The organism is Brevundimonas fluminis (assembly GCF_003934285.1).
In the GTDB taxonomy this organism is placed as follows: domain Bacteria; phylum Pseudomonadota; class Alphaproteobacteria; order Caulobacterales; family Caulobacteraceae; genus Brevundimonas; species Brevundimonas fluminis.
In genome coordinates this window covers 16,929-29,276 of record NZ_RQWJ01000005.1, presented here as the reverse complement: position 1 = coordinate 29,276, position 12,348 = coordinate 16,929, and the positions used below count along the sequence as shown (strand labels likewise).

The following is a 12,348-nucleotide window of genomic DNA, read 5'->3' as shown; positions in this document are numbered from 1 at the left end:
GGGAGTCTCTTCATGCAATCCATCCTCGAACAGCTCGAAGCCCGTCGCGCCGCGGCCCGTCTCGGCGGCGGCGAGAAGCGCATCCAGGCCCAGCACGCCAAGGGCAAGCTGACGGCGCGGGAGCGGATCGAGGTGCTGCTGGACGAGGGCAGCTTCGAAGAGACCGACATGTTCGTGGAGCACCGCAGCCACGACTTCGGCATGGACAAACAGCGCATCCCCGGCGACGGCGTGGTCACCGGCCGCGGCACCATCGGCGGGCGGCTGGTCTACGTCTTCTCCAAGGACTTCACCGTCTTCGGCGGCTCGCTCTCGGGCGCGCACGCGGCCAAGATCGTCAAGATCCAGAAGATGGCCCTGACCAACGGCGCGCCGATCATCGGCATCTTCGACGCCGGCGGCGCCCGCATCCAGGAGGGGGTCGAAAGCCTCGCCGGCTATGCCGACATCTTCCTGCAGAACACCCTGGCCAGCGGGGTGATCCCCCAGATCAGCGTCATCATGGGCCCCTGCGCCGGCGGCGACGTCTATTCCCCGGCCCTGACCGACTTCATCTTCATGGTGAAGGACACCTCCTACATGTACGTCACCGGCCCCGACGTGGTGAAGACCGTCACCAACGAGGTCGTGACGCACGAGGAGCTGGGCGGCGCCCGCGTGCACGCCGGCAAGTCGGGCGTCGCCGACGGCGCCTTCGAGAACGATCTGGAGGCCCTGTCCGAGGTCCGCCGCCTGATCGGCTTCCTGCCCCTGTCGAACCGCGAGAAGCCGCCGGTGCGCGACAGCTACGACGATCCGGAGCGGGACGAGGCGTCGCTGGACACCTTGGTCCCGGCCAATCCGAACCAAGCCTACGACATGAAGGAGCTGATCCTGAAGACGGTCGACGAGGCCGAGTTTTTCGAGATCGGCGCCGACTATGCGAAGAACATCGTCACCGGATTCGGCCGCCTGGACGGCCAGTCGGTCGGCGTGGTCGCCAATCAGCCCCAGACCCTGGCCGGCGTGCTGGACATCGACAGCAGCCGCAAGGCCGCGCGCTTCGTCCGCTTCTGCGACGCCTTCGGCATCCCGGTGGTGACCTTCGTCGACGTGCCGGGCTTCATGCCGGGGACCAAGCAGGAGTACGGCGGCCTGATCAAGCACGGCGCCAAGCTGCTGTTCGCCTATGCCGAGGCCACCGTGCCGAAACTGACCGTCATCACGCGCAAGGCCTATGGCGGCGCCTATGACGTCATGAGCTCCAAACACCTGCGCGGCGACGTCAACTACGCCTGGCCCACCGCCGAGATCGCGGTGATGGGCGCCAAGGGCGCGGTCGAGATCATCTTCCGCAAGGAAGCCGGCGACCCCGAGGCGCTGGCGGCGCGGGAAGCGGAGTACAAGGACCGCTTCGCCAACCCCTTCGTCGCCGCCAAGCTGGGCTACATCGACGACGTCATCATGCCCCACGGCACGCGGCGCCGCCTGATCCGCGCACTACGGACGCTGAAGGGCAAGGTGGCGGAGAACCCGTGGAAGAAGCACGACAATATTCCGCTGTGACCGTCTGACCAACCTCCTCTTCCTCTGCGCCCGCAACCGCTTCCGCTCGCCCACGGCGGAGCGGGTCTTCGCGGACGGGCCGGGGGTGGAGACGGCGTCCGCCGGCCTGGCGCCCGACGCCGACGTGCCGGTCGATCCCGAGATGATCGAGTGGGCCGACCTGATCTTCGTGATGGAGGCGGCGCGCAAGCCCCGGACCTGATCCGGGGTCCAGCGCCGCTTCCGCCCGCACCTGAAGCGCGCCCGCGTGATCGTGCTGGGCGTCCCCGACGACTACGCCTTCATGCAGCCCGAGCTGGTGGCCCTGCTGGAGAAGAAGGTGGGGCCGCGGCTCAGGTGATCCTTCTCCCCTTGCGGGAGAAGGTGTCAGGCGAAGCCTGACGGATGAGGGGTCACTCAGGCGTCGGCCGAGCCAATCGATACGGCGGTCACCGGCGCGACCCCTCATCCGACCTCGCTCCGCGAGGCCACCTTCTCCCCCGAGGGGAGAAGGACAAACGACCGGGGAACCCCGTGGCCTCCGCCTCATTGTCTCCTGCGACCCCCAGCCCCTCGCAGGAGACCTCCCCATGACCGACGCGACCCGTTTCGACGAGACCGACACCACCCTGATCCCCGCCGGCGAGGGTCAGTACGGCACGGTGGACGACGGGCTGCGGCAGGACCCGGCCGCGCCTCAGCGCCCCTCGCTGCGCGAGACGGTGAAGGGCGACCTGTCCGCCGCGCGCGAGCAGGCCCGCCAGCGCGCGATCGCCGCGCGTCAGGCGGTGGTCGAGGACCCGCTGCGCTCGGCCTTCACGGCGCTGGGGATCGGCGTGATCATCGGGATGATGCTGCGCCGCTGAGGTCGCGGCCGCCTCAGTAGGCGCAGATCCGGAAGTCCGAGCCGTCCCAGCAGGCCGGGTCGCTGGTCGAGCGCTGGGCCCGTCCCCACCGCGAGTTGATCCCGTCCTTGGTCAGGCCGCGCACGTCGGCGACGCCGGGCTCCAGCACGAAGACGGCGACCTGCCCGATCTCGCCGCCCAGCCATTCGCGACCGCCTGGCGGCGCGACGGCGAAGCTGCCGTTCTGGTCGGGCGTGAACAAGCATGGCCCTTCGTAGTTTTCGGGGCTGGCGGTGATGACGCAGCGAACCTGACGCGGGCCGGCCGTGGCCGCCGGCGCGGGGTCGGCCTTCGCCGGAGCTTCGACCGGACCGGGCGAGGCGGGCGACGCAACTTCACCTGCGGTTTCCGCGGGCGCGGCGGCCTCGGTCTTGGTCTCGGCAGCAGGCTGGCCGCACGCGGCCAGCGCCGCCGGGGCGAGAGCGATGAAGGACAGACCGACGATCAGACGACGCATGAAAACCTCCCTGGCTGTGCCGGCGAGAATGGCCACGCTTGTCGGATCTGTCACGACCCGTTTCGCTTGAGCAAGGCGGCGGATGAAGTTCGCGGTCGCTCGTACCGACGGCGACGGCGTCGGTCGGCTGCGTCGGCACGGTCCATGAAGTCCTGACGACTTCTCCCGACTTTCCACGCACCTTCAATGCTCTGCACATTTCCAGCCCCGACTTTCCGGCCCCGGTTCGGGTCTGCGGCAGCATGCGCGGGTTCCGTCGCAGGGGAAGGGCGCAAGGCCTTGCGAGCTTGTCGCGGCGGAAGCGGTTTGAGCGGGGGCCGCGTCGGGAACTCACATGTTCCCGACCGGCCGGCTTCCCCGGCCGGAGCGCGCGTTTCGCGAGCGATCCTGCCCTCAAGCAGCGAGCGTCCGCGACGCGAGCGTTAGGGCAACAGGGAAGTCATGGCGCGTCACGGGAAGGCGCGCGTCCGGGGCCGGGGTTCGCAAGTCTCCCGCCCGCCCGCCGAAGGCGCGTCCGTTAGTCGCCAAGTCAGCGGCCCTGTGCGGTGGTGAAGGCCACCTCGGACAGCTTTCGATCAGACGAGCCGCGCGGAGCGTCGTCGCGAAGCCGAAACGGTAAATCACATCTGCATCCGGGCACCGCGCCCGGCGCTCCGCCCGCCCTTTCCACCTTGCGTGCATCGCCGCAGGGCGCTTCCGCACGCCCGCCCCGATTTGAAATTCCGCCCCTCCGTCCCCATCTCCCCCTCATCCGAACTCTCGATCTCTTTCCCCGACCGCGCGTCCGCGCGGCCGGTCGATCGACTCTCGGCGCATCGTGAACCCCAGAAGGAGCCGTCTTGCACGCCCAACGCAAAGTCTCGTCCGCCCGCCCCTACGGCCGTCAGGCCTGGCGCCCCGCGCCGGTCCGCGCCCGCATCGGCCTGGCCATGCGCCGGTCCATGAGCTTCGGCCACATGGGCGAGGCCGAAGGCGCCCTGCGCGCCCAAGGCCTGTCCCTCGCCCCCATGGCCATGTCCGACGGCCCGATCTCGGACGGCGGCGTGATGGTGATGCCCACGGCGACGGTCGAGCATCTCTCGGACGGCTCGCTGAAGGCGCTGGTGGTGCCGGCGGGCGCGCCCGAGGCGGATCTGGACGTGCTGCGCGACATGGTGGGCCGGGCCCACGCCGCGGGCATCCCGATCTTCGCCTTCGGCGAGGGCGTCGCCGCCGCGCTCAAGGCGCTGGACCGCGCCCCGGCCGCCTTCACCACCACGCCCGGCGTGATGATCCAGGGCGACGAGGTGCTGATGCTGTCCGACGTCGACGCCCTGACCGCCGCGGCCGCCCGCGTCGGCTGACGCCTCCGGAACGACGGGCGCAAATACCGCGCCCGTCGTTCATTGTTCCGCCCACGTCTCCAGCCTATCTTGGCGGCATGAGCCGCTGGACGCCCGAGAGCTGGAGACACAAACCCGTCAGCCAGATGCCGACGGACTGGCCCGACGCGGGCGCCCTGTCGGCCGTCGAGGACGAGCTGAAGGCGCTGCCGCCGCTGGTCTTCGCCGGCGAGGCCCGCCGCCTGCGCGAGCGCCTGGCCCAGGTCGAGGCGGGCGAGGCCTTCCTGCTGCAGGGCGGCGACTGCGCCGAGAGCTTCAAGGAGTTCTCGACCGACAACATCCGCGACACCTTCCGCCTGATCCTGCAGATGGCCGTCGTCCTGACCTTCGCGGGCCGCAAGCCGGTGGTGAAGGTCGGCCGCATCGCCGGCCAGTTCGCCAAGCCGCGTTCCTCGCCGCTGGAGACGATCGGCGACGTCACCCTGCCCAGCTACCGCGGCGACATCGTCAACGGCATGGGCTTCACGCCGGACGAACGCGTCCCGGACCCGCAGCGCCTCCTGAAGGCCTATCACCAGTCGGCGTCGACCCTGAACCTGCTGCGCGCTTTCGCCGGCGGCGGCTACGCCGACCTGTACAACGTGCATCGCTGGACGCTGGGCTTCGCCGACGCCGGTCCCGGCGCACGCTACCGGGAACTGGCCGACAAGATCGCCGAGGCCCTCGCCTTCATGGAAGCCGTCGGCATCACGCCGCAGACCCATCCCGAGCTCAGCCAGGTCGAGATATTCACCAGCCACGAGGCCCTGCTGCTCAATCTCGAAAGCGCCCTGACGCGTCAGGACGGCGCCACGGGCGAATGGTTCGACACCTCGGCCCACATGCTCTGGATCGGCGAGCGCACCCGCCGGCTGGACGGCGCCCACGTCGAGTTCGCCCGGGGGATCAGGAACCCCATCGGCCTGAAGTGCGGGCCGACGATGGAGCCGGACGACCTGCTGCCGCTGATCGACGTGCTGAACCCGGACGACGTGCCCGGCCGCCTGACCCTGATCGGCCGCTTCGGCGCGGAAAAGGTCGGCGACCGGCTGCCGCGGCTGATGAAGGCGGTGAAGGCGGCCGGCAAGCGCGTGGTGTGGTCGATCGACCCGATGCACGGCAACACGCTGAAGGCCGGCAACGGCTACAAGACCCGTCCCTTCGAACGCATCCTGTCGGAGGTCCGCACCTTCGTGGACGTGGCCGAGGCCGAGGGCGTGCACCCCGGCGGCGTGCATCTGGAGATGACCGGCCAGAACGTGACCGAGTGTCTGGGCGGGGCCCAGGCCCTGACCGAGGACGACCTGTCCAGCCGCTACCATACCCACTGCGACCCGCGCCTGAACGCCGACCAGGCGCTGGAGCTGGCCTTCCTGGTGGCCGAGCGGCTGAAGTCCGGCCGACGCGCCGACGCCGAGGCGGCCTGACATGGTCGGCCGCGGCTCGATCGGCGGCGGGGCGGACCGTCCCGGGCGCGTGGCCTTCCAGGGCGCGCCCGGCGCCTTCAGCCACGAGGCCTGCGCCGCCCTGCGGCCGTGGGACCAGGCCGTGGGCTTCGAGACCTTCCAGCAGGCGCTGGACGCCGTGGGCTCCGGCGACTGCGACTGCGCGCTGATCCCTGTCGAAAACGCCATCGTCGGGCGGGTCGAGCCCGCCGCCACCCTGGTCGAGGCCTCGGGCCTGCACCGGATCACCGAAGTGTGGCGGCCGATCCGGCTGGCCCTGATGGCCGTCGACGGCGCGCGCCTTTCGGACGTCAAGACGGTCGAGAGCCACCCGGTCGCCCTGGCCCAGTGCCAGCCGCAGATCGCGGCCCTGAAACTGACCCAGGTCGAGGCCTTCGACACCGCGGGCGCGGCCCGCGCGGTGGCCGACGCCGGGGACCGCAGTCGCGCCGCCCTCGCGCCGCCGCCCGCCGCCGAGATCTACGGGCTGAAGATTCTGCGCAACGACATGCAGGAAATGGCCGAAAACCGCACCCGCTTCGTGCTTCTGTGCCGCGAGCCGGCTTGACGCGGGCCTGAAGACCGGGCCTCATTCCCGCATGGTCGGCGTTTCCGCCATCGCCAAGCCTGCCGTCGCCCGCGCCTTCGCCGCGGCCGCGACCTTCTACGCCTACGGCTTTCGACGCGCCGGCTGAGGCGCGGGTCTGACCCGCACGTCTCGCCGGCGACCGCTTCTGACGAAGCGGCGAGGTGCCCTCCCTCCTCATCGAAAGCCGAAACCGTGACCCTTTCCCTCGCATCCCCCCGCCCGCAGTCCGCCGACGAGATGACCCTCGGCGCCCTGCGCCACGAGATCGACCTGCTGGACGATCAGATGCTGGCCCTCTTCCAGCGCCGCCTGGCCCTCGCCGACCGGGTCGGCCGCGCCAAGGACGCCCCGTCCGGCGCGCACCTGCCGCTCCGCCCCGACCGCGAGGCCGCCGTCCTCGCCCGCATGACCGCCGGCGCCCGTCCCGATCAGGTCCGCGCGGTCGAAGGCCTGTGGCGGGAAATCGTCGGCTGGGGCCTCGCCCGTCAGACCGAGACCCAGGTCCGTGTCTGGGCGCCCGACGGCTCCGGCCGCGCCGTCGACGCCGCCCGCCGCCGCTTCGGCCAGGCGGCGACCCTGATCGAAAGTCCCGACGCGGAAGCCGCCCTTGCCTTCGCCGCGGAAGGGAAGGGCGTGGCCGTGCTGGCGCTCCAGGCCGACCACCCCTGGTGGCTCGGCCTGCGCTCGGACTGGTCGGATCTGCGCGTCTTCGACGGCTGCGGCCGTTCGGCGCCCCGCGCGCTCGCCGTCGGCCGCATCGACCCGGCCTCGCTGGCGCCGGGTCGGCGCGTCACCGTCTCCAGCGGCGGCGCCGATTTCGGCCCGGGCGCCGGCCGCTGGGGCCTGGCCACCCACCGCGGCTGGACCCTGTCGCTGGTCGACGCCGCCGTGCCGATGGAGCGCATCGACGGTCTGGTGGGCACGCTGGACTAGACCGGGAGGTTGTCGATCAGCCGCGTCGTGCCGATCCAGGCGGCGGCCAGCACCCGCGCCGGGCCTTCGACGACGCCGGAGCGGAACGCCGCCAGCGTCTCCGCCTGCCGGACGGCGACGTAGTCGACGCGGTCGAATCCGAACCGCAGCAAGGCCGCGTGCGCCTCGCGCTCGACCGCGGCGAGCGGCGCGGCGGCGCGCGCCTTCGCCGCCGCCTCGGCCAGCACGCCGTTCAGCCCGCGCGCCACGGCCAGCTGGCCGTCGTCGAGGTAGGCGTTGCGGCTGGACAGGGCCAGGCCGTGGCCGTCCCGCGCCGTCGCCACGCCGACGATCTCCACCGGGAAATCCAGGTCGCGCACCATGCGGCGGATCACGGCCAGCTGCTGCCAGTCCTTCTCGCCGAAGACCGCGACGTCGGGCCGGACCTGGTTGAACAGCTTGGCGACCACCAGGGCGACCCCGCCGAACATCCGCGGCCGGAAGGCGCCCTCCAGATCCTCGGCCGGGCCGCCCACCGAAACCGTCGTCGTGGCGCCGTCGGGGTACATCTCCGCGACGGTCGGCGCGTACATCAGATGACACCCCGCGCCGGCCAGCAGCCGGGCGTCCTCCGCCTCCTGCCTCGGGTAGCGCCCCAGATCCTCGTGCGCGGCGAACTGGGTCGGATTGACGAAGACGCTGGCCACCACCTGATCGGCGCGTCGTCCGGCCTCGCGCACCAGGTCGAGGTGCCCTTCGTGCAGGGCGCCCATGGTCGGCACGAAGGCGACGGTGCGGCCCTGCGCCCTCCAGCCGCCGATCGTCGCGCGCAGCTCGGCGATCGAGCCCACGAGGGGCAGGGGCGCATCCGAAACGATCATGGTTTCCGCGTTAACTCCGACGCTTAAGCCTGTTCGTGAACCGGGCTTCAAAGACCGGCGTTTAGAGTCGGCTTATGGTCCTGCGCATCCTGTTCCGTCCAGTGCTGGTCGCCGCCGCCGCAACGACGCTGTCGGCCTGCGGCGTGGTCGAGGCCGATCCCGCGCGCTTCGAAAATCTGGCCCGCATGGTGTCCGACGTCCCCGTGTCGATGGAGCGGCCGGGCCGCGAGGCCCCACGGACCGCCGCCGACATCGGACTTCGCCGCGCCCGGCCCCTGACGGTGCAGGTCATGGACCCGCACGACCTCTGGGACGCCCGCGACGGTCTGGCGCCGGCGATGGTCAAGGCCGCCGCCCCGGTGGTGGCCGGGGCCGCGGTCGAGGAGGTCAAGCGCCAGGCCGCCGGACTGCGCCCCGCCGTCATGCCGGCCCGGTCGCGCGGCACGCGCCTGATCCAGCTGGGCGCGTTCTCCAGCCGTGAGGGCGCCGAGGCCGCCTGGTCGAAGTTCAGCGCCCACGACGCCCTGTCCGGGCTGAGCCCCCGCTTCGAGCCGGTCACGGTCGACGGTCGTGATCTGGTGCGCCTGAAGGTCGCCGCGCCCGCCGACGCCGCGGCGGCCGTCTGCGCCGCCGCGCGCGTCGACGGCCCCTGGTGCGCTCGCGGGGCTTGAAGTCGCCCTCAATTCCGGCCACTCCCCGCGACCAGTCACGCGTTCGGGGGTTCGCGGCATGTCCGCCCATGTGATCGTCTTCGGCAATGAGAAGGGTGGGGCGGGCAAGTCCACCCTCGCCATCCACGTCGCCTGCGCCCTGCTGGACGCCGGCAAGCGGGTGGCGGTCCTGGATCTCGACCTGCGCCAGCGCTCTCTCGGCCGCTTCTTCGAGAACCGCGCCGCGTGGGCGCAGGCGAACGGCGTGACCCTGCCGCTGCCCTCCGCGCCCGATATGGGCGACGGCGTCGCCCTGGCCAGGGCCGACGAGACGACCCAGCTGGCGACCTTCGAACAGGCGCTGGAGGAAGCGCGGCGTCAGGGCGAGTTCGTCTGCATCGACACGCCCGGCGGCGACACGCCCATCACTCGCGCGGCCCACGCCGCGGCCGATCAGATCGTCACGCCGATGAACGACAGCTTCGTCGACTTCGACATGCTGGGCACGGTCGATCCCGTGACGCTGGAGGTGAAGCGGCCGTCGATGTACGCCGAAACCGTCTGGGAGGCGCGCAAGCGCCGCGCCGTCGCGGGGGGGCGACCGATCGACTGGATCGTGCTGTCCAACAGGTTGGCCGTGGCCGCCGCCCGCAACCGCCAGCGCCTTGACGAGCGCATCGCCGCCCTCGCGCGCCGGGTCGGATTCCGGGTCGGGCCGGGCCTGCGCGACCGGGTCATCTACCGGGAGCTCTTCCCGTTCGGCCTGACGGTGGCGGACCTTTCGCCGGAGGTGCGCCCCGTCGCCGTGTCGCTGGCCCACGTGGCGGCGCGGCAGGAACTGCGCAGCCTGATGCTGGCGCTGGATCTGGGCGCGGAGACCGTGCCGGACGAGGCGGCCTGAGCCGCCGATGACCCTGATCGTCCTCCTGCTGGCGGCGATCGCGTTGTGGGCTCTAGTCAGGCTTGGCCGCCAGACGGAGCGCGCGGGCCGGGGGCAGTGGCGGGTGGCGGCGACCCTGCTGGCGGCGGCCATGCTGGGCGGCGCGGCTGTGGCCGGCGCCCGCGGATCGTGGATCACGGCCTCGGCGTTGGCGGTCGGAGGCCTGTGGCTGACCTTCGCCTCGCGCAGGCGGGAGCTGCCGGGGCGCCGGGTGGGCATGGACGACGCCGAAGCGCGTTCGCTTCTGGGGGTGCCGGCGGGCGCGACGCCGGACCAGATCAACGCCGCCTGGCGCCGACTGATGGCGCGAGCCCATCCGGACCAAGGCGGCACGGAAGGTCTGGCCGCCCGACTGAACGCCGCGCGCGACCATCTGTTGAAGCGCTAGTCGGCGCGCTTCACTTCCAGAAGCTCCACGGTGAACCGGAGTGCCGAGTTCGGAGGGATTTCACCGCCGACCCAGCGATCGCCGTAGGCCAGCGACCCGGGGATCAGAAACTCGAACGTCTCTCCCTCCCGCATCATGCCGACGCCCTCGGTCCAGCCCTTGATGACGCGATTCAGCGGAAACTCGGTCGGCTCGTTGCGGGCGTAGGAACTGTCGAACTCCTGCCCGCCGGTGAACACGCCGCGGTAATGGACCTTCACCGTGTCCTCGGGCCGGGGCTGGTCGCCCGACGGGTTGGCCCGGCCCACGCGCCGCCACTGCAGGCCGCTCTCGGTCACGTTCCATCCCGGCTGCTTCGCGTTGAACGCCAGCCATTCGGCCTGATTGGCCTCCCATTCGGCCTGGGTCGGCGCGGGCAGGGGAGCGGCCGGCACGGGCGCGGTGGCGCAGGCGGCGAGGGTCAGGGCGGCGGCGAAAGGAGCAAGGGCACGGATCATGCGGCCACGCTAGCAGCGCGCCGCCGCTTCAGGAACAGGGCTTCGGCGGGCTTCGGCGACAGGGCCAGAGCCGCGTCATACTCCGCGACCGCTTCCGCATGCCGACCCAGCCGGGCGAGCATGTCGGCGCGTGCCGCGTGCCACGGCAGCCAGCCGACGGCCCCGAGCCCATCGATCTCGGCCAAGGCGGCGGCGGGGCAGAACGCTTGGGCCAGGGCGACGGCACGGTTCGCGCGGACGACCGGGTCGTTCCGGACGACCAGCAGGGCGTCGTAGAGCGCCAGCACGTCGGGCCAGGGCGTAACGCCGGATCGCCGTCGGGACGCATGCGCCGCATGAATGGCGGACTGGATCGCCCTTGGCCCCGGCGCGTGGCGGGCGCCGCGTGAGAGAGCCGCGGACCTCGCCAGAAGCCGCTCCCCCGCGTCGCACAGCGCCGCGTCCCAGTCCCGCACATCCTGCTCGCTCAAGGGGACCATGGCCCCCTCGGCGTCCAGCCGGGCTCCGCGCCGGGCCTCGGTCAGATGCAGGGAGGCGGCCAGCGCCAGCACCTCGGGTTCGTCCGGCGTCAGCCGCGCCAGCAGGGCCGCCAGCGACAGCATCTCCCGGCCAAACCCGGCATGCGGCCCGGCCAGCGCCGCGTCCGCGTGGGCCTGGGCATAGGCGACTTCCAGCGTGGACAGGACGGCGTCCAGCCGCTCTCCCCAACGCTCCGGGCCCGGCACCTCGAACGGCACGCCGGCCTCCGCGATCTTGCGCTTGGCCCGAACCAGACGCTGGGCCAGCGTCGGCTCGGGCAGGAGATAGGCCTGCGCGAGCTCGGCCGTGGTCAGGCCGCAGACGGTCTTCAGCGTCAGCGCCGCCCGCGCGTCCGGTGCGATCGCCGGGTGGCAGCAGACGAAGATCAGCCGCAGCCGCTCGTCAGGAATTGGCGGGTCCATCCGCATGATGTGGTCCTCGGGCGTCGGCTCGGGCTCGGGCTCATCGGGGCGATGGGCGCCGGCGGTCGCCTTGTGCCGGAGGCGGTCGAGCGCCACCCGCCGCGCGACGGAGTACAGCCAGGCGGCCGGGTCGAGGGGCGGACGGTCGCCCCATGTCGAAGCCGCCCGGGCACAGGCCTCGGCAAACGCCTCCTCGGCCAGATCAAGGTCGCGGAAGCCGGCGGCCAGGGCCGACACGACCCGGCCGCCCGCCTCCCGAAAGGCCCGGTCGAGTGCGCTCAAAGGCCCTCGGGCGCCGGCAACATGGGCCGGATCTCGATCGAGCCGTTGCGGGCGATCGGCAACTTCCTCGCCCACTCGATGGCGGCGTCCAGATCGTCGACTTCGATCATGTAGAGGCCGCCCAGTTGCTCGCGGGTCTCGGCGAACGGGCCGTCGTGCACGGTTCGGCCTTCCGGCGTGACGCGGACGGTGGTGGCGGTGGCGACCGACTTCAGCCCGGCCCCGCCGCGCATGACCCCGGCGCGGGCCATCTGCCCGCCGAAGGCCGTGTGCGCCGACAGGATGTCCAGCCACGCCTGATCGGCCTCGCCGGCGGGATAGGATTCGGCCTCGTTCTCGTGAATCAATAGCGCGTACTGCATGGTCTCAACTCCCCATCGCGGACCGGCCTGTCCGATCCTGAACGACATCCGAGAGACGCGCCACAGACCGCCGTTTCGACAGGCCGCGCCACTTTTTTTCGCAGGGCCTTCATTTCGTCCGAAAAGCGAGTATATCAGCGCCTTCCCGCACTCCTCCACGAGTCCGCGCGAAAGCGCCGAGGCCCGGTTCGTCGCCCTCAGACCGGTGCGAAGG

Annotated in this window: 14 protein-coding genes; 9 read left to right on the top strand and 5 right to left on the bottom strand. The window is 71.7% G+C overall.

Features of this window, described 5'->3' with window-relative positions:
- Window positions 1-12: 12 nt before the first annotated feature.
- Complete coding sequence (locus EFJ44_RS12250; RefSeq protein WP_125257512.1) at window positions 13-1,545, top strand: acyl-CoA carboxylase subunit beta; 1,533 nt, start codon at window positions 13-15, stop codon at window positions 1,543-1,545.
- A gap of 569 nt (window positions 1,546-2,114) precedes the next feature.
- Window positions 2,115-2,390, top strand: coding sequence for a hypothetical protein (locus tag EFJ44_RS12240; RefSeq protein WP_125257511.1), 276 nt, complete (start codon window positions 2,115-2,117; stop codon window positions 2,388-2,390).
- Window positions 2,391-2,403: 13 nt separating this feature from the next.
- Here EFJ44_RS12240 and EFJ44_RS12235 read toward each other — a convergent pair whose 3' ends face one another.
- Window positions 2,404-2,886 carry a hypothetical protein gene (locus EFJ44_RS12235; protein WP_125257510.1) on the bottom strand — a complete coding sequence of 161 codons (483 nt, stop codon included), beginning with the start codon at window positions 2,884-2,886 and terminating at the stop codon, window positions 2,404-2,406.
- 839 nt (window positions 2,887-3,725) lie between these two features.
- Here EFJ44_RS12235 and EFJ44_RS12230 point away from each other — a divergent pair.
- The 4 genes from EFJ44_RS12230 (at window position 3,726) to EFJ44_RS12215 (ending at window position 7,214) form a co-directional block, all read left to right on the top strand.
- Window positions 3,726-4,229 carry a S49 family peptidase domain-containing protein gene (locus tag EFJ44_RS12230; protein ID WP_125257509.1) on the top strand — a complete coding sequence of 168 codons (504 nt, stop codon included), beginning with the start codon at window positions 3,726-3,728 and terminating at the stop codon, window positions 4,227-4,229.
- A gap of 77 nt (window positions 4,230-4,306) precedes the next feature.
- Entirely contained in the window at window positions 4,307-5,674 is a 1,368-nt protein-coding gene (locus EFJ44_RS12225) for a class II 3-deoxy-7-phosphoheptulonate synthase (RefSeq protein ID WP_125257508.1), read from the top strand.
- A 1-nt stretch (window position 5,675) separates the two neighbouring features.
- Window positions 5,676-6,260, top strand: coding sequence for a prephenate dehydratase domain-containing protein (locus EFJ44_RS12220; protein ID WP_125257507.1), 585 nt, complete (start codon window positions 5,676-5,678; stop codon window positions 6,258-6,260).
- A 213-nt stretch (window positions 6,261-6,473) separates the two neighbouring features.
- Window positions 6,474-7,214, top strand: a complete 741-nt coding sequence (locus EFJ44_RS12215; protein WP_241209798.1) for a chorismate mutase — start codon at window positions 6,474-6,476, stop codon at window positions 7,212-7,214.
- On the opposite strand, the gene panC is transcribed toward EFJ44_RS12215, so the two are convergent.
- A complete protein-coding gene (gene panC / locus EFJ44_RS12210; RefSeq protein ID WP_125257506.1) occupies window positions 7,211-8,074 on the bottom strand; it encodes a pantoate--beta-alanine ligase in 864 nt (287 codons plus the stop codon). The two genes, EFJ44_RS12215 and panC, sit on opposite strands and share 4 nt — an antisense overlap.
- A gap of 74 nt (window positions 8,075-8,148) precedes the next feature.
- Between panC and EFJ44_RS12205 the strand changes: the two genes are divergently transcribed.
- From EFJ44_RS12205 to EFJ44_RS12195, 3 genes are read left to right on the top strand one after another with little or no spacing between them, the layout of a single operon-like run.
- The gene (locus EFJ44_RS12205) at window positions 8,149-8,745 is read left to right on the top strand and encodes an SPOR domain-containing protein (RefSeq protein ID WP_125257505.1); all 597 of its coding nucleotides are present in this window, start codon (window positions 8,149-8,151) and stop codon (window positions 8,743-8,745) included.
- 58 nt (window positions 8,746-8,803) lie between these two features.
- A complete protein-coding gene (locus EFJ44_RS12200; RefSeq protein ID WP_125257504.1) occupies window positions 8,804-9,625 on the top strand; it encodes a division plane positioning ATPase MipZ in 822 nt (273 codons plus the stop codon).
- 7 nt (window positions 9,626-9,632) lie between these two features.
- Window positions 9,633-10,052 (top strand): J domain-containing protein, encoded by a 420-nt coding sequence (locus EFJ44_RS12195; RefSeq protein WP_125257503.1) that lies wholly within the window; start codon window positions 9,633-9,635, stop codon window positions 10,050-10,052.
- On the opposite strand, the gene EFJ44_RS12190 is transcribed toward EFJ44_RS12195, so the two are convergent.
- From EFJ44_RS12190 to EFJ44_RS12180, 3 genes are read right to left on the bottom strand one after another with little or no spacing between them, the layout of a single operon-like run.
- Window positions 10,049-10,549: an FKBP-type peptidyl-prolyl cis-trans isomerase gene (locus tag EFJ44_RS12190; RefSeq protein ID WP_125257502.1), complete on the bottom strand. Its 501-nt coding sequence runs from the start codon at window positions 10,547-10,549 to the stop codon at window positions 10,049-10,051. The genes EFJ44_RS12195 and EFJ44_RS12190 overlap by 4 nt on opposite strands.
- A complete protein-coding gene (locus EFJ44_RS12185; RefSeq protein WP_125257501.1) occupies window positions 10,546-11,772 on the bottom strand; it encodes an RNA polymerase sigma factor in 1,227 nt (408 codons plus the stop codon). The genes EFJ44_RS12190 and EFJ44_RS12185 overlap by 4 nt, the downstream gene beginning before the upstream one ends.
- On the bottom strand, window positions 11,769-12,134 hold the full coding sequence (locus EFJ44_RS12180; protein ID WP_125257500.1) for a YciI family protein: 366 nt from the start codon (window positions 12,132-12,134) through the stop codon (window positions 11,769-11,771). Before EFJ44_RS12180 ends, EFJ44_RS12185 begins: the two co-directional genes overlap by 4 nt.
- Window positions 12,135-12,348 lie beyond the last annotated feature (214 nt).

What these genes read in the sequence shown, in the direction of transcription:
- EFJ44_RS12190 (WP_125257502.1), bottom strand. Translation starts at nt 10,549, where the DNA reads ATGATCCGTGCCCTTGCTCCTTTCGCCGCCGCCCTGACCCTCGCCGCC.
- EFJ44_RS12180 (WP_125257500.1), bottom strand. Translation starts at nt 12,134, where the DNA reads ATGCAGTACGCGCTATTGATTCACGAGAACGAGGCCGAATCCTATCCC.
- EFJ44_RS12240 (WP_125257511.1), top strand. Translation starts at nt 2,115, where the DNA reads ATGACCGACGCGACCCGTTTCGACGAGACCGACACCACCCTGATCCCC.
- EFJ44_RS12235 (WP_125257510.1), bottom strand. Translation starts at nt 2,886, where the DNA reads ATGCGTCGTCTGATCGTCGGTCTGTCCTTCATCGCTCTCGCCCCGGCG.
- EFJ44_RS12220 (WP_125257507.1), top strand. Translation starts at nt 5,676, where the DNA reads ATGGTCGGCCGCGGCTCGATCGGCGGCGGGGCGGACCGTCCCGGGCGC.
- EFJ44_RS12205 (WP_125257505.1), top strand. Translation starts at nt 8,149, where the DNA reads ATGGTCCTGCGCATCCTGTTCCGTCCAGTGCTGGTCGCCGCCGCCGCA.
- panC (WP_125257506.1), bottom strand. Translation starts at nt 8,074, where the DNA reads ATGATCGTTTCGGATGCGCCCCTGCCCCTCGTGGGCTCGATCGCCGAG.
- EFJ44_RS12200 (WP_125257504.1), top strand. Translation starts at nt 8,804, where the DNA reads ATGTCCGCCCATGTGATCGTCTTCGGCAATGAGAAGGGTGGGGCGGGC.
- EFJ44_RS12225 (WP_125257508.1), top strand. Translation starts at nt 4,307, where the DNA reads ATGAGCCGCTGGACGCCCGAGAGCTGGAGACACAAACCCGTCAGCCAG.
- EFJ44_RS12195 (WP_125257503.1), top strand. Translation starts at nt 9,633, where the DNA reads ATGACCCTGATCGTCCTCCTGCTGGCGGCGATCGCGTTGTGGGCTCTA.
- EFJ44_RS12250 (WP_125257512.1), top strand. Translation starts at nt 13, where the DNA reads ATGCAATCCATCCTCGAACAGCTCGAAGCCCGTCGCGCCGCGGCCCGT.